Raw genomic sequence first — 24,374 nt, 5'->3', positions numbered from 1 at the left:
TAGCCAGTACTTTTAGCCCTAATTTTCTTGCCATTTTTTGAAGATCTTTGCTAAGGGCGAGTTCTGTATGAAATACGGAGAAAGTAGCTGTGCAACTTTAATATTTGCCAAACCAAGAAACGCAATTTCATCTTTGATGGCTTTGATAGTTAAATAGCCTTCTTGAAACAAAATGAGGATAGCTTTGGCTGCATCAATATCCGCAACACTATCGAGCTTATCCTTTAGCCTATTGACATCAACTTCTAAAAGTTTATCACCACCCTGGCCAAACATATCATATTCTCTATCAAGCAACATAACCGAAGTCATAGAAAGAATAGAGTTGTAAACAGCTTTGTACACAGGCTCATCAGCACTAAAAAGATGTATATTTGTTTTGGGCATCGTTTCTAAAAACACAGCCTTAGCTGATTCCTTTAAGACTTTGACCAAAAAGTTATACGGCAGATATGGCTCAAGACAAGGTTTTTCAAAGCCCTGCTTTGGATTATTCAAGACAGAACTAATGATAACGGGGTTGAAGACCTTGATATCTTGCCTATTTTCGCCCTGCTCATCACTCAGTACAGCGCCATCAATATAATAGTGAAGATTGGATACAAAAGTCTCATGATCTATGTTAAGGACTTCTTGAGCATGCTTGATCTGCGGTTCAAAGTAGCGCTCGATCTCTTCTAAAGTATAGCCACAGCTTGTAGCGTACCTGCCATCAAGTGAGATATCGATAAACTGATTAGCACCGCCAAACATATCACAAAGAGCAATGCCTCTGACACCAGTGAGTAATACAAAGCGCATGCTTATATTTTTGAAAGAACGAAAGAACAAACCTACAGCTTCTTTAATCTCTTTGAAAACTTCTGGCTTTTGTAAGTTTTTGTTGAGAGGAGCATCGTAGTCATCAACGAGCACTACGATCTTATTACACAAAGGCCGATCTCCGTCCGTAAGCTCTGGATGCTTTGCTAAGAAGCTCTTTTTGGATAGCTTCTTCTCACTCTCTTTGACTAATTTTATAAAATTGACCCAAATGTTATATTCCTCGTCAAGAGTAACGCCAAAGAGCTCCGCGTAAGGAATTAACTGCGCATAAAGACCACGTTCAAAAGAATCACGGCTAAAAGCACTTATATCAGTCCAAGAGAAGTGGAAGACAAAATAGCAGTTTGGATCTTGCCAATGCTCGTGACAGTAAAGTCCCTCTGTACCAACTGTACCCTTAGAAAAAAGGTGCTCTAGACTTGAAACTAAGAGGCTCTTACCCATGCCATGTGGACGGTGAAGCACGAAGCTTTGATGTTCTTTAGCAAGATCACACGCAAACTTGGTCTTATCGACATAGACGGCTTTGCTTTGAAGATATTGGGCAAATGTTTTGTTGGAACCTGAGCTAAATTTTGTTGTCAGCATAAACCTTTAACCTAACCAAATGTATTGACGGGGCTATGGGCTGCAGACAGTTGATCACCTACCACAGGCAAGCCACTGACAAGTACCGATGAGCAAAGACTCGAGGTTCTTGTGCAATCCCATAGAGAATTGTCCCGAAATGGGACTGGCTTTTACCTGTGACCTTATCCGATAAGATAGTCGGAGTCTGCTACAAGTCACTGACCATTGAAGAGCGTATATTGAAATGAACTACTCACTAGCTGTTAATCGCCCTTCCTTGCATAGCTAGTAAGTTGTATAGACCGTATCCTTAAAATTATTCTTCTTGACCCACCGTGCTTGAGTTGTTCAACTCAAATGCAGCAAGCAACTTTGCCACATTCTTATTTGCAATTCCAAGGTAAGCATTTTCGTGTTTGATGGCTTTGATAGTTAGATAGCCTTCTTGGAACAAAAGGGTGACAGCTGTATCACAATAAATCTCTTCAACGCTATAAAGCTTATCTTTCAACAGATCAATATCGACCAATAGCAGTTTGATATCGCCATTAATTCTCTGATCATACTTTTGATCGAGCAAGGTAATCGAGCACATCGATGCCATCAAATCATCAAGAGGTTTTGACTGTGCTTGGTCATTATTGCGCCAATCTGGATATGCTTCGCTAAACAACCTCCAATACACTTTCTCAGCAGCTTCCTGCATGAGTTTAACCAAAAAGCTATATGGCAGCCGTGGCTTAGGCCAAGGCTGTTCAAACCCCTGCTGTGGATTGTTCAAGAAAGAACTGATGACAGCTGGATTGAAGACCTTATTTTGATGAACGTTAACATCAGGCTCATTACTAAATATAGCGCCATCAAGGTAGTAGCTTAACTTAGACAAAAACTCATCATGATCTATGTTAAGGACTTCTTGCGCATGCTTGATCTGCGGTTCAAAGTAGCTCTCGATCTCTTCTAAAGTGTAACCACAGCTTGTAGCGTACCTGCGATAAAGTGAGATATCGTGAAACTGATTAGCACCGCCAAACATATCACAAAGAGCAATGCCTCTGACACCAGTAATCAATACAAAACGCAGGCATATACTTTTAACGGTACAAAAGAAAGATCGGACAGTATCCCTAAGTTCTTCGAAAAGAACTGGATTATCTAAATTTTGGTTAAGTGGAGCATCGTAATCGTCCACCATGAGCACGATCTTGTTACAAAGAGGCCGATCTCCATCTGTAAGCTCAGGATGCTTAGCTAAAAAGTTCTCGTCTGCTAACTTCTTCTCGCATTGTCTAACTAAGTTTTCGAAGTTCCAACCAATGTATCTACGTTCTTCCAGAGAGACGCCAAATAATTCGGCGTAAGGCTGCAACTGTTCGTTAACACCTTGCCTAAAAGATTCTAGGCTACTGGCGTTGATCTCAGACCAAGAGAGATGGAAGACAAAATAGCACTTTTGCTCTGGCCAATGCTCATGACAGTAAAGTCCCTCTGTACCAACCGTACCCTTAGAGAAAAGGTGCTTTAGACTTGATACTAAGAGGCTCTTACCCATGCCATGTGGACGGTGAAGCATGATACTTGACCGTCTCTTCCCCAACTCACACGCAAACTTGGTCTTATCGACATAGACGGCTTCGCTTTGAAGATATTGGGCAAATGGTATGTTGGAACCTGAGCAAAATTTTGTTGGCAGCATAAACCTATAACCTAACGTATTGAGGCGGCTATGGGCTGCAGACAGTTAATTACCTACACAGGCAAGCCACTGACAAGTACCGATGAGCAAAGACTCAAGGTTCTTGTGCAATCCCATAGAGAATTGTCCCGAAATGGAACTGGCTTTTACCTATGACCTTATCCGATAAGATAGTCGGAGTCTGCCACAAATCACTGACCATTGAAGAGCGTATATTGATATGAACTACTCTCTAGCTGTTAATCGCTCTTCCTTGCATTGCTAGTAAGTTTTATAGACCTTATCCTTCAAATTATTCTTCTTGACCCACCGTGCTTGAGTTGTTCAACTCAAATGCAGCAAGCAACTTTGCCACATTCTTATTTGCAATTCCAAGGTAAGCCATATCGTCTTCGATGGCTTTGATAGTTAGATAGCCTTCTTGGAACAAAAGGGTGACAGCTGAACAAGAATAATTCTGTTCATAGATATAAAGCTTATCTTTCAACAGATAAAAATCGACCAATAGCAGTTTGATATCGCCATTACAACTCTGATCATACGTTTGATCGAGCAAGGTAATCGAGCACATAGATGCGCTCGAATCATCAAGAGGCTTTGACTGTGCTTGATCATTATTGCGCCAATCTGGATATGCTTTGTGAAATACTTCTGAATATACTACTTGAGCTGCTTCCTGCATGAGTTTAACCAAAAGGTTATATGGCAGCCGTGGCTTAGGCCAAGGCTGTTCAAACCCCTGATCTGGATTGTTCAAGAAAGAACTTATGACAACTGGATTGAAGACCTTATTTTGATGAACGTTAACATCAGGCTCATCACTAAATATAGCGCCATCAAGGTAGTAGCTTAACTTAGACAAAAACTCATCATGATCTATGTTAAGGACTTCTTGCGCATGCTTGATCTGCGGTTCAAAGTAGCGCTCGATCTCTTCTAAAGTGTAGCCGCAGCTTGTAGCGTACGTACGATCAAGTGAGATATCGATAAACTGATTAGCACCGCCAAAAATATCACAAAGAGCAATGCCTCTGACACCAGTAATCAATACAAAACGCAGGCATATACTTTTAACGGTACAAAAGAAAGAGCGGACAGTATCACTAAGTTCTTCGAAAAGAGCTGGATTATCTAAATTTTGGTTAAGCGGAGCATCGTAATCGTCAACCATGAGCACGATCTCGTTACAAAGAGGCCGATCTCCATCTGTAAGCTCAGGATGCTTAGCTAAAAAGTTCTCGTCTGCTAACTTCTTCTCGCATTCTTTAACTAAGTTTTCGAAGTTCCAACCAATGTAGCTACGTTCTTCCAGAGAGACGCCAAATAATTCGGCGTAAGGCTGCAACTGTTCGTTAACACCTTGCTTAAAAGACTCTCGGCTACTGGCGTTGATTTCAGCCCAAGAAAGGTGGAAGACAAAATAGCAATTTTCCTCTGGCCAATGATCGTGACAGTAAAGTCCCTCTGTACCAACCGTACCCTTAGAAAAAAGGTGCTTTAGACTTGAAACTAAGAGGCTCTTACCCATGCCATGTGGACGGTGAAACATGAAGCTTGCATAATCTTCTGCAAGATCACACGCAAACTTGGTCTTATCGACATAGACGGCTTCGCTTTGAAGATATTGGGCAAATGTTTTGTTGGAACCTGAGCTAAATTTTGTTGGCAGCATAAACCTATAACCTAACCTAACGTATTGAGTTGGCTATGGGTTGCAGACAGTTAATTACCTACAACAGGCAAGCCACTGACAAGTACCAATGAGCAAATTCTCGAGGTTCTTGTGCAATCCCATAGAGAATTGTCCCGAAATGGGACTGGCTTTTACCTGTGACCTTATCCGACAAGATTGTCGGAGTCTGCTACAAGTCGCTGACCATTGAAGACAGGATAGTGAGAAGAAATAACTACACTAGTTTAGGCCTAGCATAGCTTGGTTATGTACCAACTCTTTTAGAAAAGAGATGCATGTATAACCCCGTCGCTTCTCATATGTAACGTCTTGTGCTTTTCAAGCTTGACGTTAAGATAACAACTTAAGTCATCACCTTTAATGAAAGCTCAATGGTGACACCATCAAGCTTGAGAAGAAGTTAGTTTGCTTGCCAGAAATGAGCTTTTTCAAACTCAACAAAAGCTTTAGTGGCAACATCTTGAGACTCAATACTACTAAGGACGCATCCAAAATGATGATTAACCTTAGCTGCTTCTTCATACATGTGATTTCTGGTGATGCGAAAACGCTTTTTGAGCTCACAGATCGTGACGCTCAGTGCTTGCTTTTCTTCTATTTCTTCTTGAGTTAATGCAGTCTTGTTGCTTAACTCATCAAACCTCCTTTGAGCATCTCGCCATTTAGGCTCACCAAGCAACCCGCGTAGCCTTTTTAAAAGAAGTCCTGTACAGGTATTTTCAATCTGTTGAGTGACGTTCTCTTTTAATCGCACACGCTTAATTTGCTTGGAGGTAAACCTACTTTCGCCTGTCACAACATTAGACAAAGCATGAGATCTTTTTTGCGACATATCAAACCCTATTCTCGTGGATCATAGAGTTCATGCGGCAGCCTAACCCACGTACCTGGAGGTACATGAATTACTTTTAGCGTGTTCAACATAATATGATATTGAATAATAACATATTATGTTGCTAGTTGTCAAGCATCAAAAAGTGATTGAACGCGCCCTATGCCCTATTTGTGGCGAAGCTAATACAACACAAGGCGTTTACTTTACTTAGAGTTTGCTTGCTGCAAGGTTGCCATGATATACACTCTCAATTAGCTGTGGGGATAATGCACGAGAGTAGCATTAGCACTAATTAAGCTTTAGAAGGAATGAGCGCGACATCGACTAGTCTTAAATTTGTCTGCCAGATGATTTTTGAACTGTAGCTTTTGGTCGAGCAAATAAGCTCTACTACTTACTGCGGCAATGAAGATATGGGCTAAAGGTTTATGAGGTGAGTGAATGAATGAATGAATGAATGAATGAATGAATGAACTTAGAGGCTGCTACAGGAGCAGCTGTCGGGGAGGACATTTTCAAAAGGCGAAAAAAAAGCACCTTGCGGTGCCTCTTTTAGATGGTCGGTGATGTAGGATTCGAACCTACGACCCACTGCTCCCAAAGCAGTTGCGCTACCGGACTGCGCTAATCACCGATGGCCGCCATTATAGGTAAGTCATGATCTACTGTCAACAAAGATTTAACGAAAAACTCAAAATATCCTATTAATACCATCACTCCCTGCCTAATCTGAGCTCAGCTTGAGCTATTAGAGCTATTTACAAGGGCTCTGTCCTGGTGATGCAAAGTATCTGCATGTCTTCATAAAAAGATCATGGCTAAGCTATTTGTACGTGAAGCACTATTGAGCATATTTGACTTGGTCTCGACCTAGCTTGGTTAGCTAGCCTAAGCATAGCAGTGTTGGCACTGATCATGGTTTAGTGTGGGTAACTCAGGTGGCTCTCAATTACCTAGCTTCTTAGCTATCTTTGTTTTAGGCTTGATTGGCTTGGGTGTTGTAGAGACTTTGTGGATGCTGGCTAGTAGCTGTGCTTGAGGCAGTATCGTAGCTCAAATAGCGGTAGCTAAAAGGCGGCCTTTTTGGCCCTAGCTTTAGCCTTAACTGCAGTAGCTGAAGCACTAAGGAGAATATTTTGTTTGACAATGCGAGTTAGATGGCACTTTCGTATCACACTTGTATTATTACTCAAGCGACTTTTCACAATAGGATGCCGCGTAATTTGACAAAGCGCTGTTCAAGGGTCATTATACAAGGCAGGATCTGTATGCTAAATCAAGGAAGCTGCTCCATAACTTTGGCCTGTAAATAAGCTTTATCAGGCATAATGGGCAGCAAAGTACTGTATCTAGAGCATGCACTTATATTTGAGATTGATTGCTGCAAGTTCTTAGTCCTCTCATCAAGCTGATGGGAGCGCTCATCTACCTACAATCTAGCCTTGCTTTGATAGCTGTTGATAACGGCACTTGGCAAGATCTTATGTTGATGGCTTGGTTAAGAACTCACTATCTCAATCAAAAATCCATAACCGCGCTTGCGATGATCTTTATCTCAAAACATGTTGCGATCTATGTATCCCAACACATCTAGAGATCTTTATCTTAAGCCGGTTAATCATGTCAAAGGAGATTAACATGCCTAGCTTAAAGGGAACTCAGACTGAGAAGAACCTCTTAATTGCTTTTGCTGGCGAGTCTATGGCTCGTAACCGCTACACCTACTTTGCTTCTGTAGCTAAGAAAGAAGGCTATGTTCTCATTTCAGCCATGTTCGAAGAGACCGCTAATCAGGAAAAAGAACATGCAAAGCGTCTGTTTAAGTTCCTTGAGGGTGGTAATGCTGAAATTACTGCCACATTCCCTGCCGGTGTTATTGGTGACACCGCTGCTAACTTAAAGTCAGCTGCTGAGGGTGAAAACGAAGAGTGGACTGACATGTACCCTAAGTACGCTGCCATTGCTCGTGAAGAGGGCTTCCCTGTTATTGCTGCAGTAATGGAGAACATTGCAGTAGCTGAAAAGCAGCACGAGAAGCAGTATCTTGATCTCTTAGCCCACTTAGAGGCTGGCACCATGTTCCAGCGTGGTGACAAGGTTATCTGGCGCTGCCGTAACTGTGGCTTTATCCATGAGGGCACTGTTGCTCCTAAGGTATGCCCTGCATGTAATCACCCACAAGATTACTTTGAGGTCTTACGCGCTGATTACTAATAGTTGCCCTACCGCCTTAGCTGCATAGCTTGCTAGGAGCTGCCCTGCAGTATTTGCTGCATAGCTTACTAAGAGCTGCCATGTTGCTCAGTAGCAGTGCTTGTAAGCATAGTTTTAGTTCTACTTAGCTATGGGCAAGATGAAAAAGGCCTGATCGCCACATGTTGAGCGATCAGGCCTTTTTGCTTATGATGCTAATACCAACTAAAGGCCATAAGTAATTTAGCTTCTAAATTTAGCTAGTAAAGGCCTAAATGGCCTAAAGGGCCGAAAGAGCCCTACAAAGCAGCCAAAGATAGCTTTAGCCTAATTATATAGTAGCTTTATATGGCTAGGGGTTATGCGTGGTCAAAGGAGGAAGGAACTATGGATACTTTTAGACAGCGTTATATTGAATTAAAGCGGCTGTTTGAAGAACAAGATGGTGCTAGTGATGTTGTAAGAGCTCTGTATCTTTTTAAAGAAGAGCTCGAAGCTGACCACAGTGAAGCTGCCTTAATAGTTCTTTATGATGTTTTGGAAATTTTAAGGCTCAAAAAAGATGCCTATGAGCTCTTATTAAGCATAGCCAACAAGCAAGATCGCAAAATGCTTAAGCGTCTGGCTGTTTTAAAAGAAGAGGCCGATAAGGTAGGTAATTACTATGCCTTACCTCGTCCTCTAACTGACAGTGAACAAGCTTTAGAGCAGGAAAAGCTCAAATCTTTGGATCTACCATTTTTCAAATATCATCCTAATCCTTTAGCTACACGAGCTTTCACTCAAGCTCAATATGCTGTTGTTTGTGATTGCTGCGGCTGTTCCACCCATATTTACTACGACGGCCCATTTTACGCAATTGACGACATCAACTATCTTTGTCCTAAGTGTATAGCATCTGGTGCTGCTGCTAAAAAATTTGATGGTGCTTTTCAAGATAATGGTTGTTTAGAGCCAGAAGTGCTTGATGCTGAGAAAGTTGATGAACTTATCAACCGCACTCCTGGGTATAGCGGCTGGCAGCAAGAATATTGGCGCTCACACTGTGGAGATTTTTGCGCTTTTATAGGCTATGTAGGAGCTGCTGAGCTCAAAGCTCTGGGAGTATTAGATGAGGTCTTGGATGATCCACAGTGGTCTGAGGAAGAAAAAGATTTAATTAAAACTTCGGTTAATGGTGGCTCATTACAATGCTATCTTTTCAAGTGTCTTCACTGTGGCAAACATATGGTCTGGATGGATTGCGATTAAGGCGAAAACACTCACTTGACCACTTTTAGTTGGTAGAGCAACAAAAGGTAATTGAATATGGGCTTCTTTAGTAATCTTAGCGATGACTACATTATAGACGCATAAGGGGACATTTCGGCCATTTAGGCCTTTACTAGCTTAATTTAGAAGCTAAAAGGCCTGATCGCCACATGTTGAGCGATCAGGCCTTTTTGCTTATTTAACTTCGTTTGCAGAACTTTGATATCAGTACGCTGTAGTCTAGATATTTAGTTTGTAGCACTATAGATGAGTGGCTTTCACTATCTTAGCTTTAGCAAGTAAGCTCATGTTGATGAGCTTGCGCTGATGGGTATGAGCTGCAGTTCTGATTAGGCACTGATGCGATCTTCACGAGAACCCTTTAACAGCAAGTAGCGAGCTACGTAGTAAGAGACAATCATAAAGAAGACCGTGATGGATACCTGATCAATGGTATTTAAGATGTAGGAGCGGTCACGATCAATTGCAAGCTTGCGATACTGCCATAAGATCACATCCCAATAGTAAGGCTTACAGATTTCTAAAAAGCCGTTGAGTGCCACGATATGCAGGCTGAGCAATACCCAATTACCAGGAGCCTTGCTACCTTTGAACGGGCACTTAGACTCCTTAATAGAGCATGCTGCTGCCTTTTCTTGCACACGTATAGCCCAGGCGTCATTGAGCATGGATAAGAGCTTGCTTAGATAGCAGCCTAAGTGCAGGCCAATTAAGATGTACAGATAGATCGCCAAAGAGGTGTGAGATTGACGTGCGATCGCTTTTTCAATTGGAATCCAGCCTGGATAGAGATTTTTGGACATGGCCATACCAAAGATAGTTACGGCAATGAAGTCCACGGCCATCAAAAGCAAAATGATATCGCGGTAGATGAAGAAGGCTGAGCGCTGTTTAGTGATGTAGCTAAAGATAGACTTCATCATCAGCAAATGAATCACCACCAGCACGAACACTATAGTTCCGGCGATCTCATGCCAAAGCTTGCCCGTCCACTTATAAAAATACAGCTGTCCAAAGAATACAATCAACAAAGTATAGACTAAAGCCGCTATGAGCAAGGCTTTAACAAAACGGTTCATAACTTTATAACACCTCAGTACTAAATGTAATCTTGCTTCTCATTGCTCTGAGCGATCAAAACAAGCAAAGGTGCAACGCTTCGTTCTGGCAAGTTTTCAATGCAAAGACATCTGTACAATAAAGCGCACAAAAGCTATGCGAAGATGCTCATGACGAATCATCACACCCACTAGTACCTGATACAAACGCAATCTGCAGGCAACTAGCAAACGCATAAAGATTACTTCTGTTTCTTGATGACATACACAATAAGAGCTTAACTTGCCATCTTCATTCACGTCTTAGTCAGCATTCATATCAGTGTAAAGCAGTCTCATCATAATCTTGGAGGCTAGCTAGATGCAGAGATTTAGATTTGACTAAGAGAGCAAGAGATCATTGCAAGCTCTGCCAAGCCATTTGTATAAAGGCTTATGCATAGCTCTTAATGTCATCATCAAAAAATCGCCCTCATTTTATGACCCGATACCTAGCTTAAGCTTAGGTCAATTAACAGTTACCTAAATTTTGACCGTAAGGCCATACAACTCGCACATTTGTATCAACTACGAGCGCGGCGGCATCTTAATTGAGGTTAGGAACTTGAGATATTGTTGAGGCGGGAAAAGGCATGCTTGCGTTTAGAAAAGATCACAGCTCTTCTCTCTTGCTAGCTAGTAAAAGCTAGCGCGGATCATGCTGGTGAATATTGCACGGCGTTCTCAATTTGCGTGATTGTTCGCCTTGCCTAATTGATAGCTTTCCATGATTGATAGCTTTGCTTGTCAGCTGCCTCTCATGCAAATGACCGATGGCGAGTGTGCGTAAGCTTATGATCAACGTGAATGGCTGAGTATGAGCTGTGGCTATAGCCTTGCTACTGCTGCTATTGCTATAGCATTGCTGTGGCTGTTGCCACAGCATAGGCCTAGGCATCTCTATGTCGATGATCTGCTCATCATATGGCTGATAGTTGGTCTCGGTGGCTATTGAATACTTGCCAAGATTGCAGTGATGAGCTTTTGTTTAGCGGCCTAGGTTTGGTTTGATCTTGATAATGGTATCAGTGATGAAGTCCTGAACATTACCCTCGATAATTTGACCTGCTACAGCCTGATAGGCTCGCTTAACCGCATGATAGCCTTGGCGGCGTGGCTGCTGACAGATAACAAATTTAATGATGCCTTCACTGACTAATTGCTTAGTTGCATATAGCTCGTCAAAGCCCATAGCAAAGATCTTAGGATCATCATGTGCAATTAAGGCTGAACCTACTCCCTGCACCGCACCACCAGTGATATAGACGCAGTTGATGAATGGATATTTCTTTAAGGCCTCAGAGGTGACTTGTTGAGCGCGGATATCTGAATCAAAGCTCTCAACAATACTGATGATTTGATAAGGCACTTTCTGATTTTTAAGCTCGTCCTCAAAGCCCTTAATACGCAGATTGTGGCCGAGCATATTGCGTGATCCCGTCACCACTAAAACATACTGCTCTTCATGACAAGATAAGGCTACCATGCCCGCACAGGTTGCGCCTGCGGTAATGTAATCAGAGCCCACATAGCAAAGACGTTTGGTGCCCTCTACATCTGTATTGAAGAGCACGATAGCTACATGATTGTCGTGCAGTTGATTAATGCGATCTCTAAGCTTAGGCGTATTAACTGTGGCTAGGCATAAACCTTTGCAGCCTTGCTTAATTAAATCATCAATACCAGCTAAGTGATCGTCTTCATTAAAGCCGTTGATCTCTTTAATCACCACACTTAAACCTAAGTCAGCATACTCTTTTTGAGCATCAGAGATGCCGTCAATGATGATTTGATAGAAGGCATTACCCACTGATGGCATGAGTACACCGATCTTAATTGGCGTTTTGTGAGCAGCTAAAGCAAGTCCAGCTCGATTAGGAACATAGCCTAGCTGTTTGGCCAGAGCACGCACTCGTTTGGCTACATCAGGTTTAACCGATCCACGGTTATGAAGTACGCGATCTACCGTACCGCGTGATACGCCTGCAGCCAAAGCCAGACTTTTGACTGTAACCTTCATAAAGGGCCCTCAACCTCACAAAACATAAGAAAGCGATCTAAGCTCGCATAGATCTAATTCAAAACAGTGCTAAAAGGCACAGTACGAGCACATTGACTCATACTCAATACTTAATATACACATAGAAACTAAGCTTAGGCTTGATAGCAAAAAAGCACAAAGCACACTACCATATAAGCAAGTCATCAGTAACTATGAGTACTCACAGCTAACTTTGGGGATGCAATCAGCCAATTAGGCTTAAAGTGCCAGCATGTTCAGACAACAACAATTGCACTAAATTGTGATTCTTTTGTCTTTGAGATTAAAGTTATTACGCCAAAATCTGAGAGTTGCATCTCACTAACTTGCCACAAATGTGCATGACACAAGCGCTCTAAGCGCTGTTAAGTATGGTGTTGATTCTATCTTATTATCAAGTGCACAAAGCACGCTTATTACGCTAAGACAATGTGCTTATCCCCAGAGACATTACACGTCGCATTGACACCAAGCCCATCCCAAAAAAACTTCCCCAAAATTTGCCAGCGCGTATCCTAAATCCAATTTAAATGATGCTTGTGCTTATCTGCCAAAGCATGAGACGTTTGGTAATTAGAATGACTGTCCAGATAGGCCCATCTGATGACTATCTAAAAAGCTCACAAGGCCATGTCCATGCTGGCTCTTGAGTTTTTGGTGGCTTTTTGTTTTTGGTCTTAAGCCCAAATGCTCACAGACGAGGCTGAAGACTCCACCCTTTCAACTATTTAGCTGCAGTTACATACGGCGAGTACTTTGATAGTGTCATAATCTTGTATTAGAGATTGCTCTGGTATGTTTGCCTCAGCGGCAATTGTAAACACATCGTTACAACTGAAATTTTCGATGGTTACTGTACTTATGTGCATTCAAAATGAAAAAGGGCTGGTCTAAAAAAGAACCAGCCCTAATTGAGGTATTACTTATTCTTGCTATGAGGCGTTATATTTAGGCCTGCTCAACCTCGATATGAGGAGTCTGACCACGCATATGAGCCTTGAGGTAGTGGAAGATGATGGATAAGCCTAAAGCAATCATCATCACAGCCATTACGAGTAAGAAGATACCAGCGGTAACTAACACTGTGCTCTTACCCCATTGCTGGCCGATTACCTGCACAATGCCCCATAAGCTCATGACCATCATGAAGATCATTGGTACAAAGGCGATGTACCACTTAGAACCCTTAACTAACAAATAGATGGTGATAGCTAAGAAAGCTAATGCAGCCATTAACTGATTAGAGGCACCAAAGATTGGCCAAATTGAGGCAGCAGAGCCAGTTAAAGCTAACATGATGGATACGCCTACAACAAACACTGCAGCAAAGTATGGGTTAGTTACAAAAGCACGCCATGCTGGTACAGCATTAACATCTGTGCGGATCTCATTACCTGCCTTATCGATGGTGCGAGGTAAGAAGATCTCTTGCAGTAAGAAACGACCTAAGCGAGTTGCAGTATCTAATGAGGTCATCATGAATGCAGCAATAGCTAAGGATAAGAAAGTACGTGCAAATTCCTCAGAGATACCTAAGGCAGTAGAGAATGATGCAATAGCGGTTGCGAAAGCTAATGGCTGATTCTTACCTACTTCCTTAAAGACGGCTGGATCTAAGGCCATTACAGCTACTAAGGCCATCACGCCTAATACACCTTCCATGATCATGCCGCCGTAGCCAACCTTCAGCATGTCCTTTTCAGAACGAATCTGCTTTGAGGTGGTACCTGATGCTACTAAGGAGTGAAAGCCAGAGCAAGCACCGCAAGCTACGAAGATGAACAATGCAGGAATGAGATTAGTCATATTGCCATCGGCAGTTACCGCATTCCAACCTACAAAGGCCTCCATCTTGATCTCTGGGTTGTAGACTAAGATAGCTACAAAACCTAAAGCTAACATGCCGTACAAGAGATAGCTGTTGAGGTAATCACGAGGCTGCAGCAGCCACTGCACTGGAACAACTGAGGCAGCAAAGATGTATAAAGCTAATACACCGAGCCATACCATATTAGCCTCAGAGGCAGTAATGCCAAATAATGCAACGAGATCTAACTTAAACTCAATACCAACTAAAACAGTAACAAAGACCAGCGGTACAAAGATTAAGGAAGCGCGAGATAATCTCCAACCTAACTTCATGGTGCAAAAAGCAAACACAGGAGCCATTAAGATAAAGAGGAGCGATGCGCTAGCAACTTCAGGCAGTGATACAAACATACCTGCAATCAGAATCGAGAAGATACCGACAACGAGGATGAGGCATGCTAAGCAGAAACCTAAGAACAGCTGGCGGCCGGTAAAGCCCATCAGTTTTTCCATGATGAATGAAATAGATCTGCCCTTGTTACGTACTGACATAACTAAAGCGGCAAAATCATGGAACGCACCGACAAAAACACAGCCAACTAAAATCCAGATCAGCGCAGGAAGGAAGCCAAAATATGCAGCCATGATTGGGCCAACAATTGGGCCAGGGCCGGCAATAGAGGCAAAGTGGTGACCAAAGAGCACCACAGCTGGTGTTGGAACATAGTCAACACCGTCGAAATTGGTCTCAGCTGGGGTTGGACGCTGAGGATCTACTTTGAAAACTCTGGATAAGAAACCGCCATAGACGTAATATGCAACCACAAAATACGCTAAGCAGATACAAAACAAGACACTGCCTGTCATCTAAAAAACTCCTGCCCTCTTTTTTCTAAGCATGCTCCCTACAAATCAAATCTTTTTCTCTGGTAAGAGTGTTAAGACCCTGCCTTAAGTTATTGCTTAAGTGCCTAAGAGTGCTGCTCACGGTAGCGATAGTCTCTTAGTAGCTATTGCATTCATTGTCTGAATGCCTAAAGCTCAGGTTCATCGTATGGCTTGATGTTGCCGTGCACTAAGCGCAAATATTGAACTTAGCTGCTGATGAATTAAGTTGTAGTTTCGTCTGCTCACGGAGAGCTAAAATCTCACGAACATTTAGCACCACTTGAATGTGGCTTGTTGTCAGTTTGCAAGATCGCTACTTTTGATTCAACAGCTGCAAAGCGCAATGCTCACTAAGTGAACGCAAAAAGCGCCATCCTCCCGCAAATGATGCTTTGATTGCACAAAAAGTAGTCAAAGGATCATTTATATCACTCTTACAAAATGAGTATCTATCACACAAGAGTGCAGCAGAGCCTAATACACCACTCCACGTAAGCGCAGCTTAACCACCTTTTTGACCATGCCCAATTCTCACTAAGCTGCAGCAAAGCAATTAATTCTTTCCAAGACCTCAGATCCTCAAGATAAGTTCAAGCCCATACCTATGGCTTAAAGGCAAATCTCGTAAAGCCATGAGGTTAAAGCCTTGCCTTCGCATAAGTTAAGATCACAGCCAAAAGATCACAGCAATAGGATCAAAGCAAAAAGATCACAGCGCCAAAGAGAGCAAAACTGGATTTAGGACTGGATTTGGTCCCGATTTAGGCCTGATCGTTTAGCTAATGATCTGGCATACAACGCCGTAGCGTGAAAAAGAATGCAGTGCAGAGCTGGGCTGAAGCAATTAACTGATGCTATGTCTAGAATGGTATGCAAGCAGTATTGGTGCTTGCATGTAATGAGGAATGCGCCTAAGCAGGCTAAATGATGAGTATCTAAGCAAAACTAGGACGTATCTGTGCCAGTGCAGCTCTTTTAGTTTGATTGATGCCCTTCTACCTAAAGCACTTAGCTAGCTTGACCTTAGCGCTTGGCAAGAGGCCATAATTGCTAATAAACACTGATAGCAAACTCGTTGTCCAACTTTGATGCCTTTGTGCAGTGCTATCTAAAGCATTAGACTTAGTTGCCACTGCAGTGCTTACTTATTGGACTTAGGTACCACTGCAGCGCTTACTTGTTGGACTTAGACACCACTACAGCACTTACTTGTTGGACTTGGGCGCAGCGGATGATGCCTCTTTTTCATCCTTAACTTCGTCTTGCTTATAGTAGGCTGAGAAATACGAGGCAGCATTGGTTGCTTGAGTATCACCCATAGGCTTATAGCTTGCCTCAGAGGAGCGTGGCGCGTATGGATGTAAGGTGTCGATATCACCTGCAAGATCTTTTGAGATGGCAGAGGAGGCTGCTCCCTCACGTGCCAGCGCATCAGATGATGTAACATCACTTGGAGTGTTATCTTCCTTTACTGCACGCTTTAAGGCACGAGCTTTGACACCCCAGTCATCGTCATCATCGTCATAGCCATTAGCTCTTTTGCCCTTGCGCTTAGATAAATAGTTACGCAGTGCTCCTTCTTCAAGCTTCTTTTGATCTTTAAAGGCATTATTGATCATGCCAATAACAAATAAGATTGGCACAGCAATGGCCACAATCACAACCCAATTCACATCTACCCCCTATCTTATCCTGCGTCCAAAAATAAAGCGGCTACAGACTACTCTGCAACCGCCTATGTAGCCAAATACATGTTCGTACAAATGCATCTGGCACTAAAGAGACTTTAGCCTATAGCAAGATTACTTCTTGGCATCCTTGCTCTCATTGCCCTTAGCAGCTGCTTGCTCTTTTTCTGTCTCCTTGATGATATCAGCAAAGACAGAGTAGTCGCGGATGGCACCACGAATAGCAGTACCGTTTAAGATAAAGAAAGGAGTACCCTGCAGACCAATCTTCTGGCTTAACTCCATATTCTTACGCATGGCCTCTTGAATAGAAGTATCCTCAGATACCATCTTAGAAAGAGCCTCGTAATCACCCTTTGCTTTCTTTACAGCAGCCTTGAGCTGATCTTCTGAGGTGATCTTCTCCTTTGACTCCATGAGGGCATCTTGGTAGATAAAGTACTTGTCATGATCTACTTTATACAGAGCTAAACCAATGGCTGAGGCACGTACTGAGATTGGGGATAAGATTGGCAGCTCTACATAGAAGATAGCTGCGTCGTTATCCTTTAAGAACTTCTTGGTGTATGGACGTACTACCTTGCAATAGCCGCAATTGTAGTCAAAGAACTCAATTAAATAGTGCTTAGCATTTGGCTTACCGCGAACTGGCACCATTGGGTCAGCACGGATCATGGAGGATACTTGCTCAAGTGCAGCTTGCTGATTTTCAGCAGCCTGTGTCTCTAAGGCCTTTGATGCCTCAACGAGCACTTCAGGATGAGCGACAATATACTGATGAATGATGGTCTCAAGCTCAGCTTTTTGCTCAGGAGTGAACAGAGACTTAGTATCAGGTGCTGCTGATACAGTTTGGAAGCAACCTAATGAAGCTGCAATGGCACCGGCCATAGCAGTCACTTTCAATGAGCGCATTGAGAACATCTATCCAACCTCGGTAAATCCAAATTTGTAATCTTTAGTGCAAGCTCAAATTGAGCTTAACCTTATGCATTGTAGCAAACCGTATAGTCTCCTTGCAGGGCTATGTTTAGCGCACAAGCAAGCCTTGATCACACTTCACAAAAATTAACTGCTATAGAAAGTAAGAATTTGCCAAATTGCTCAAGTTATTAGTCGCAAGATCTAGCTAGCCATGATTAGGACTTTGACCTCATGCCACGTCATTAACATAAGCATAACCATTTATCTAAAAGCACTATCATAAGCATGGCCGATACTAATGCACAGGCATGAGCCTTCCATGTGGCTTATAGTCTTGGCATGAGCAATCCATGTAACTTAATGCCAGGTATTGGCATATCCATGTACTACATGCATGAGTATATGATGCATGAGCATTAGCTTCATACACTATAGTTTAGCTTGCACAATATAGCTTTGACTTAGGATGCAGCATCGTATCAAGATGCACTGCTTAGTATTATGCTGCAGCTAAACTTGATGCTGCAGCTTGAGCAGATGCATCTTTGGGCTTAATGCTAAGGATTTGACTGGAGCTTACGACTTAACTGGAGCAATTAACAGCTTGCATCGTTAGCTAGAAGCTCGAGGCAGAAGCATTGGCTCAATGAAGCGAACATGGTGATCGCTTTGCTTGAGCATTTCATAGGCAGTACTGCCTAAGTCATCTTCAGGCAGTTTCACGGTAGTGATTGGGCATGGAAAGAAACGGCACCACTCAGGATCACCAATGGACACTAAGGCCATATCACGTGGCATAACTACATTACGCAGGCTTAGCGCATAAGCAACACCAGAGGTAATGGCATTGTTGGCAGTCAAAATGGCGCTTGGACGGTTAGAGTGGCGAGTGAGCAAGATGTTGGTAAGCTCAAAGGCCTTGGTGTACAGATCGTTGTACTCAAGAGCATCTAACTCAATGCACTCTACATTGTCATAAGAAGATGCAGCGACTAAACGCTCTTTGAAAGTGAATAAAGAGCTCTTACCGCTGATATAAACGATGTGCTTGTGGCCTTTAAGGTTTAAATGCTCATAAGCAATCTTAACCACTTTTTGGTTATTGATTAAGGCACACTTAGTTTCGCGGTTAATAAAAGGACGGTCAACAGCCACGACATTACGGCACTCAATAACAGGGCATTGAGATGAACCAGTAGGCATGGCAATTAAACCGCTTAAAGAGTAGCGATTGAAGTCTGAAATGATCTTGCGCTCGACCATGGAGTTTTCATTGGTCACGCCGAGCAGAATTTGCATACCGTCATTTTCAGCAAGTGAGGTAATAGCTTTGAGAATACCTGCTGAGAAGGTGTTAGTCAGATCGGCAACGATCACGCCTAAAAGATTTTGACCATCACCTAAACCACGGTTGTTAGAAACATCAAAACCCATCTCTTTGGCTTTAGCAAGAATACGCTCACGTGTTGCTTTAGCCACCATCTCAGGACGAGCCAAGGCACGAGATACGGTTGCTGGGGATACTCCAACTTCGTTTGCAATACAAGTGATTCTGGCCATGTGACGTCCCCTAAACTGAAAGCTTTGGCAGCTGTATAACATCACTACAACTTTGCTGTAGCTAATACAGACCTTGCCTTTAAAAATAAGCAATACAAGCAGAGATAAGTATCAGTATCGCAGTGGTTTTTAAGTGCTTGGTAAGATTTTTAAGGACCACACTACTTACAAAGCGACCACGCATATGCTGATAGAGCTTCTATGCTCTAACATTTTGCACACAATAAAGTGCCTAAACTCTCTTTGGCACTAGTTTCAAACAAGAATAGCACAAAGATGATTGAATTTATCAAGCCAATGTCAGAGACCTTTGCATTATTTTCACTAATTCTTGAAATTTTTGCAGTCACTAATGGCGTATCTTTGGACTTGCAAAGCAATGATTAACATCACAAATTCGTATCACAAATCTTAGTCAAAGATCACATTTTCCCCAAAACAAACCATTTGGCATCACTAATTTGCCACAGCTGTATAGACAGCCACCATAATCTAAAGACAGTGAAAAGCAACAAAATTGCTTACTAATTTGTCATCTTCTGCAATCTTTGCAGTCACCCATCAACGCTTGCCATAATTTTTGCACCCCATAGTACACGCGATGCATCACTAATCTCATCCTTAAGCGCTGCTTGATACAACAGCTTGATGCTACAGCTATACGCTATAGCATCAGGTACTATCTATGAGAATGAGCTCACAGTCTATTCAGGCCACTCATCCCCTTCTAAGCGGCACATGAAGTCGTAGTGCAGGCTCTCAAAATTGTTATTATCCAAAGCCTCTCCATCCTGTATTAGCTTTAGATCTTCTAAATCCATGAGCTCATTAATATAGCTAAGAGTGTCATGCATGCCACTGATACGTTCTTGTGTAAGGAGCTTAGCTAAAAGCTCACGCTGCTCTTGAGACATGGTACTTAAGATCTGATTGTCCTGAGCATTATCGGCTATGTTTGGCAGCCCCTCAGATAAGACGCGACGAGCTGTTATCGACTCTTTACGCTCCACAAGACCATCTACAAAAGACTTATATAGTTCTAGTTGCTTTTTCATACTAACCACCCAAAGATTGCAAAGTAGATATTCGTCATACAGTGCTGATAATTGCTCAAGCATCGCAAAAGCTAAAGCTTTTATTGAGACTGGTGCAAAGCTATCAAGTAAAGCTATCAAGCAAGGCTTGTGTCCATGCTGACAAAGCCTGTACGTAGCGACAAGACTGCAAGGCTATACCTGAACCCTGATGATTGGTCTAATGAAATCGTAATCGCCATCAACCTCATCACTTTCATGCACCTCAGCTTTGCCATGAGGAGAGCATGATAAAAAGCCAAGAAACGGCCCGAAACCGCCACATATATTGCAGCCACCGTCACCACCACAACTAGTGCACTGATCTGCAAGTACTAACTCGCGCATATACGGGTCATAGCCAATACTCAGACCAAAGAAATTTGGTTTTTGCATGTCATATTTACTATCTGACTGCCCACCATCAGATGATTCCTGCTCATTGTTCTTTGCATCAATCACACTAAAATGCTTAAGGTGCATCGAATAGTCCATGCCATCACCCCATGCAAAGAGGGTACGACATCCACCACCGCATAGATAGGCCCATTCATCAGCAGTTGGTAATGAAAAACCTTGCTCTTGCAAGGACTTAACTACTTGCTGATAAGCGCTTGGCTGATAAAGACTTATGACTATATGCTTGTTAATGCGCTCAAAGCGTATGGTGTTATACCAGATGAGGCACTTAGAGTCGCTATCGACGAACTCTTGGTACTTCTTGATAAACTTTGGCTCATTAGCAAATCTTGGATCGCCCATGTCGATAGACTCGTAACTTGTTTCTTCTAATTCTTGAGCAACTAGCATAGGTCCAATGATGGCCTTACGTACTGGACTCATGCTTTGTCTAATAAATTCCTCAGGGCTTTTGTCAAACTCATACTCACTCATCACTTCGTCAAGCTCAGCCTGACTATCCTCGTTAAGTCCCTGAGCAAAGTGATCCCAACCTAAGGTAACCTCATCACCAGGCACAAACACAAAACGACGGCCGTCTGACTCAAACACACCCGTGTGACAGTGCTGCCCATAGCGCTTGAAAGTCTGAAGCTTAATAAAGCTCATGTTATAGAGCTCGCCAAGCTTAACCATCAAGTCGAGTTTCTCGCTTGAATCAAGTTCGTCAAAAGCTTTGCGTGTTAGATGCCCGCTATTAAGAATGCTTAGCCCCATACAACCTCACTAAACTTAATCAGGTCTATCTTCCATGCAGCTGTTAATTGCTATATGTGAGCTTTAAAGCAGCACATCATGGCTCATTTTGCCATGCTATGAGGAACAGACCATAATCTAAAGAAAGCGTTAATAATGCACTCTGAGATTTCTAACAGCTGCCCAAATAGCTAACATTACTCGTGCATCAGTACCTATATTGTTTCAAAGTATGCAATGCTTTGTCTTTATGGCGATGGGATTTAACTTAATAATGTGATTAATCAGCTGTTTTCTTAACTTAACTGTATGCCAAGAGTCGATTGCTAAAAAGACATTACACCTGCTTATAGACCATTATCTTGTATACAAGTTTTCAACCACTAAACACGATGTTCATCATGTTTTAAAAAATTATTAACACTTTTTTAAAAAATTTTGGCAGCTTCTGGAAACTTTTAGCCCAAATCAATGTCTATCTTAGTGTCAGATGTCGCTAATCTCATCTGAACTGCACTTGTCTTAGCTATTAAAGCTACTAAGACAAGAGACTTGCAATGAGGGTAGACCTTAAGAGCCTACCGTTATGACAAAGCAACTCTTCCTCTTATCCTTAAGCTAAACTTAAGGTTTTTTCGTTACGAGTACCATACTCGCAATTTGGTGTGGATGGTCAAGAGTTCTTTGTTGAATAGCTCAGTTAACACCTAGCCTACTTAAGTGTTGCTTTAGCTATCAACCTCATTGGAGTTTAAAGTCATAAGCAGTCCGTGCTGCACAAAGTTGATTTTATGATACGGCTTTACGTAAGTTAGTATTGCTTTCAACTTTAAATGACGTAACTGTACAGCCGATGCGGCACCATTTTCAGAGGTAAGAGGCTTTAATGGTGGGTGTCGGAGCTAATCAAGAGCTTCAGATTTCCTTAATCTGTGCTTAGCGATGCATTCTATATGTAAGAGGCTTGATAGGGCTTGCATCTAACGCATAAGAGCTCTAGCTCTTAATGCACTTAGAAGCTCTATTGATTTGGGCAAATCACCCAGCATCGATGCGTTCTTAAGAACTGCAAAGACACTGGACTTGTACCAAGGGCTCAGACTGACATACGTCCTGAACAACTTATAGCAGTAATAAAACTTACACCTAACCTGCATGGTAGGTCTTGAACCAACCTAAGGTGTCAGACTGACTTTGAAAGTCAGAATTAAAGCCATATTCACAATGCAATCGCATGACTGTGAATCAAGGCGCTACAAGAAGTTGTTCATTTACGGTTCATACACCGTATCGATTACTCACGGCCTAGGTATTCGATGCTGAGGCACCAGCAGCTGCATAAGATTTGAGCGTTATACGCAAAATGCTCTTTTCTTTGTACCTCCAATTACTGCAGGTTTAGTTGGAGGCTACTTAGTTTGCAAATCCTCTTAACCTATCCTCACAAATACTCCCAAATTCATCGTAATCCTAATCCTTACGCTCAACACGCCACCATTGCGTCTACTCATACCTACATTGTCTATTGACGCCATCAATCAGGCACATCTGCCCATTTGACAGTAGACACGTCATCCATTTGGCACCTAGCTGCGCAGAAACTTGCCCCCAGGCACGCCATCCATTTAGCAAAAGGACGTTAGCTCCATTAACCTAAAGAACGTGAGATCCATTGTGCGCAAGGCACTGGGAGTAGTTTATGCCATGCAGGGTATCCATTAAGATCAGACTGATAGTGCACCATCACATACAGCACAACTAAAACACGTACTCTGAATTACCTACCTTGCATAATGACTAGCCATAGTGAATCCGGTGCAGCATAGTGTAGCTATAAGCTTAACCAAAGGAATGACTACCTGCCGCGCCAATGCGAATGCGTATGGCTGTAGCGTCTAGCTGTAGCATCAAGCGGCAGTGCCAATCTGTAGTATCAAAGTGCAGACATGCGCTAATGCGAACTCATGGCCAAAGCCTGAGTACATGGCCAGTAAGTTACTCTTTGATACATGCCGTAGCGTACGTATTGGTAGTTAAGCAGCATCAACAAAATAGCTTACTTTCTCTCATCCTTACACAGAAAGATAAATGTATAGAGCTATGCCCATACGAGTCTGCCTGCTTAGCCTTGAGTTTGCTCATATTTGGGACTGGTATTCATAAGCTTATCCTTTTACATCCGCCTACCTTCATTGCTACGCTGTTGTAGCTGCTAGACAATTACGTTAGTACTAGATTAAGTGACGGCGTAATGGGCTGAGCTGCATTGGCTACGAGCGCATTATGAATAATCATGCTGCAGCATGATGCAATGAAAAAGAATAATCTTCACAATGAGACGCTTGCTTTTGGTGCTGATGGCTGCAAGATTTTGCTGTTTGATGAAAACATTTGCAGATTGAGACGCGATGGCACTAAGGGCTATTGGCAATAAGAAGATGTGAAAAATGATGATGATGAAGAGATATATGGTGGATGCGATGGGCGCAAAAAGGGTATGTTTAAGAAGAAGATTTTGTTTGAGGGAGATTAGTTTGCTAAGAACTTAGCTAGAGGGGATGGGCTATATCGATAAAGCCCCCTGTCTCGGCGAGTACCTGAAAGACTACACAATCCTCTAGGTTCAGTGCTCCACGGATCCTACCCCGTGGCTTCCCCTAGAAGTGCGTTCTGTCTTATACAGCATCATGTCTCTGCTATTTAAGCAAGCTTAGCTGCTGCTCAGTTCCAATCCAAGACCATACCGACAAAGCTCCGACTTCAAAGAATTTCATAACAGGCTTACGCATGATACCTATTATGAATAACGTTGCACTCTGGTCAGTACGTTAGCTTCACTCCGAAGAGATCCGCTATAAAAAAAGAGGCTTTATAGAAATTCGGAAGTCAGGGAGCGACCCGTCATTCCTAACTGATTGCTAAGCAAGCTCAACAATCAATCTACGTATAGTTTCACATAAAAGTTCCCTCTTTTCCACTAGATTTTAAAAAATCTTTTTAGAAATAATTTTTGTACGTGTAGACAACAACAAACGCCCCTATTTATGCGCTTTGC

At 42.5% G+C, this 24,374-nt stretch carries 14 protein-coding genes and 1 tRNA gene; 2 read left to right on the top strand and 13 right to left on the bottom strand.

What is annotated here, in order from left to right; all coding sequences use genetic code 11:
- Window positions 1-18: 18 nt before the first annotated feature.
- The 5 genes from H524_RS0100680 to H524_RS0100660 all read right to left on the bottom strand — a co-directional run bounded on the left by H524_RS0100680 (window position 19) and on the right by H524_RS0100660 (window position 6,253).
- Window positions 19-1,413: an AAA family ATPase gene (locus H524_RS0100680; protein ID WP_027938843.1), complete on the bottom strand. Its 1,395-nt coding sequence runs from the start codon at window positions 1,411-1,413 to the stop codon at window positions 19-21.
- 298 nt (window positions 1,414-1,711) lie between these two features.
- Window positions 1,712-3,091, bottom strand: a complete 1,380-nt coding sequence (locus H524_RS0100675) for an AAA family ATPase (RefSeq protein ID WP_027938842.1) — start codon at window positions 3,089-3,091, stop codon at window positions 1,712-1,714.
- Between the two features lie 292 nt (window positions 3,092-3,383).
- Window positions 3,384-4,763, bottom strand: a complete 1,380-nt coding sequence (locus tag H524_RS0100670; RefSeq protein WP_027938841.1) for an AAA family ATPase — start codon at window positions 4,761-4,763, stop codon at window positions 3,384-3,386.
- 421 nt (window positions 4,764-5,184) lie between these two features.
- Entirely contained in the window at window positions 5,185-5,616 is a 432-nt protein-coding gene (locus H524_RS0100665; protein ID WP_027938840.1) for a hypothetical protein, read from the bottom strand.
- Window positions 5,617-6,176: 560 nt separating this feature from the next.
- Window positions 6,177-6,253 (bottom strand) — tRNA-Pro (locus H524_RS0100660).
- Between the two features lie 1,004 nt (window positions 6,254-7,257).
- On the opposite strand from H524_RS0100660, the gene rbr reads away from it, so the two are divergent.
- Both rbr and H524_RS0100640 read left to right on the top strand, forming a co-directional pair.
- The gene (gene rbr / locus H524_RS0100645) at window positions 7,258-7,833 is read left to right on the top strand and encodes a rubrerythrin (RefSeq protein ID WP_027938838.1); all 576 of its coding nucleotides are present in this window, start codon (window positions 7,258-7,260) and stop codon (window positions 7,831-7,833) included.
- Window positions 7,834-8,199: 366 nt separating this feature from the next.
- A complete protein-coding gene (locus H524_RS0100640) occupies window positions 8,200-9,063 on the top strand; it encodes a CbrC family protein (protein ID WP_027938837.1) in 864 nt (287 codons plus the stop codon).
- A gap of 350 nt (window positions 9,064-9,413) precedes the next feature.
- Here H524_RS0100640 and H524_RS0100635 read toward each other — a convergent pair whose 3' ends face one another.
- The 8 genes from H524_RS0100635 to H524_RS0100590 all read right to left on the bottom strand — a co-directional run bounded on the left by H524_RS0100635 (window position 9,414) and on the right by H524_RS0100590 (window position 21,340).
- Window positions 9,414-10,163: a DUF4405 domain-containing protein gene (locus H524_RS0100635; protein ID WP_156907496.1), complete on the bottom strand. Its 750-nt coding sequence runs from the start codon at window positions 10,161-10,163 to the stop codon at window positions 9,414-9,416.
- A 1,006-nt stretch (window positions 10,164-11,169) separates the two neighbouring features.
- Window positions 11,170-12,201, bottom strand: coding sequence for a LacI family DNA-binding transcriptional regulator (locus tag H524_RS0100630; RefSeq protein WP_027938835.1), 1,032 nt, complete (start codon window positions 12,199-12,201; stop codon window positions 11,170-11,172).
- A gap of 969 nt (window positions 12,202-13,170) precedes the next feature.
- Window positions 13,171-14,898 (bottom strand): carbon starvation CstA family protein, encoded by a 1,728-nt coding sequence (locus H524_RS13470; RefSeq protein WP_044121149.1) that lies wholly within the window; start codon window positions 14,896-14,898, stop codon window positions 13,171-13,173.
- Window positions 14,899-16,124: 1,226 nt separating this feature from the next.
- Window positions 16,125-16,592, bottom strand: a complete 468-nt coding sequence (locus H524_RS0100620; RefSeq protein ID WP_027938834.1) for a hypothetical protein — start codon at window positions 16,590-16,592, stop codon at window positions 16,125-16,127.
- Window positions 16,593-16,721: 129 nt separating this feature from the next.
- A complete protein-coding gene (locus H524_RS0100615) occupies window positions 16,722-17,531 on the bottom strand; it encodes a DsbA family protein (RefSeq protein WP_027938833.1) in 810 nt (269 codons plus the stop codon).
- Between the two features lie 612 nt (window positions 17,532-18,143).
- Window positions 18,144-19,091 (bottom strand): LacI family DNA-binding transcriptional regulator, encoded by a 948-nt coding sequence (locus H524_RS0100605; RefSeq protein ID WP_027938832.1) that lies wholly within the window; start codon window positions 19,089-19,091, stop codon window positions 18,144-18,146.
- Between the two features lie 704 nt (window positions 19,092-19,795).
- Window positions 19,796-20,146, bottom strand: coding sequence for a DUF6547 family protein (locus tag H524_RS0100595; RefSeq protein WP_027938831.1), 351 nt, complete (start codon window positions 20,144-20,146; stop codon window positions 19,796-19,798).
- Between the two features lie 174 nt (window positions 20,147-20,320).
- Complete coding sequence (locus H524_RS0100590; RefSeq protein ID WP_027938830.1) at window positions 20,321-21,340, bottom strand: hypothetical protein; 1,020 nt, start codon at window positions 21,338-21,340, stop codon at window positions 20,321-20,323.
- Between the last annotated feature and the right edge of the window lie 3,034 nt (window positions 21,341-24,374).

The organism is Anaerobiospirillum succiniciproducens DSM 6400 (assembly GCF_000482845.1).
Classification (GTDB): Bacteria; Pseudomonadota; Gammaproteobacteria; order Enterobacterales; family Succinivibrionaceae; genus Anaerobiospirillum; species Anaerobiospirillum succiniciproducens.
This window is presented reverse-complemented; position numbering and strand designations above follow the sequence as displayed.

Bases quoted from the DNA above. Each gene is read 5' to 3' on its own strand.
- H524_RS0100630 (WP_027938835.1), bottom strand. From the start codon at position 12,201: ATGAAGGTTACAGTCAAAAGTCTGGCTTTGGCTGCAGGCGTATCACGC.
- H524_RS0100675 (WP_027938842.1), bottom strand. From the start codon at position 3,091: ATGCTGCCAACAAAATTTTGCTCAGGTTCCAACATACCATTTGCCCAA.
- H524_RS0100670 (WP_027938841.1), bottom strand. From the start codon at position 4,763: ATGCTGCCAACAAAATTTAGCTCAGGTTCCAACAAAACATTTGCCCAA.
- H524_RS0100590 (WP_027938830.1), bottom strand. From the start codon at position 21,340: ATGGGGCTAAGCATTCTTAATAGCGGGCATCTAACACGCAAAGCTTTT.
- H524_RS0100635 (WP_156907496.1), bottom strand. From the start codon at position 10,163: ATGAACCGTTTTGTTAAAGCCTTGCTCATAGCGGCTTTAGTCTATACT.
- H524_RS0100595 (WP_027938831.1), bottom strand. From the start codon at position 20,146: ATGAAAAAGCAACTAGAACTATATAAGTCTTTTGTAGATGGTCTTGTG.
- H524_RS0100665 (WP_027938840.1), bottom strand. From the start codon at position 5,616: ATGTCGCAAAAAAGATCTCATGCTTTGTCTAATGTTGTGACAGGCGAA.
- H524_RS0100640 (WP_027938837.1), top strand. From the start codon at position 8,200: ATGGATACTTTTAGACAGCGTTATATTGAATTAAAGCGGCTGTTTGAA.
- H524_RS0100615 (WP_027938833.1), bottom strand. From the start codon at position 17,531: ATGTTCTCAATGCGCTCATTGAAAGTGACTGCTATGGCCGGTGCCATT.
- rbr (WP_027938838.1), top strand. From the start codon at position 7,258: ATGCCTAGCTTAAAGGGAACTCAGACTGAGAAGAACCTCTTAATTGCT.
- H524_RS13470 (WP_044121149.1), bottom strand. From the start codon at position 14,898: ATGACAGGCAGTGTCTTGTTTTGTATCTGCTTAGCGTATTTTGTGGTT.
- H524_RS0100605 (WP_027938832.1), bottom strand. From the start codon at position 19,091: ATGGCCAGAATCACTTGTATTGCAAACGAAGTTGGAGTATCCCCAGCA.
- H524_RS0100680 (WP_027938843.1), bottom strand. From the start codon at position 1,413: ATGCTGACAACAAAATTTAGCTCAGGTTCCAACAAAACATTTGCCCAA.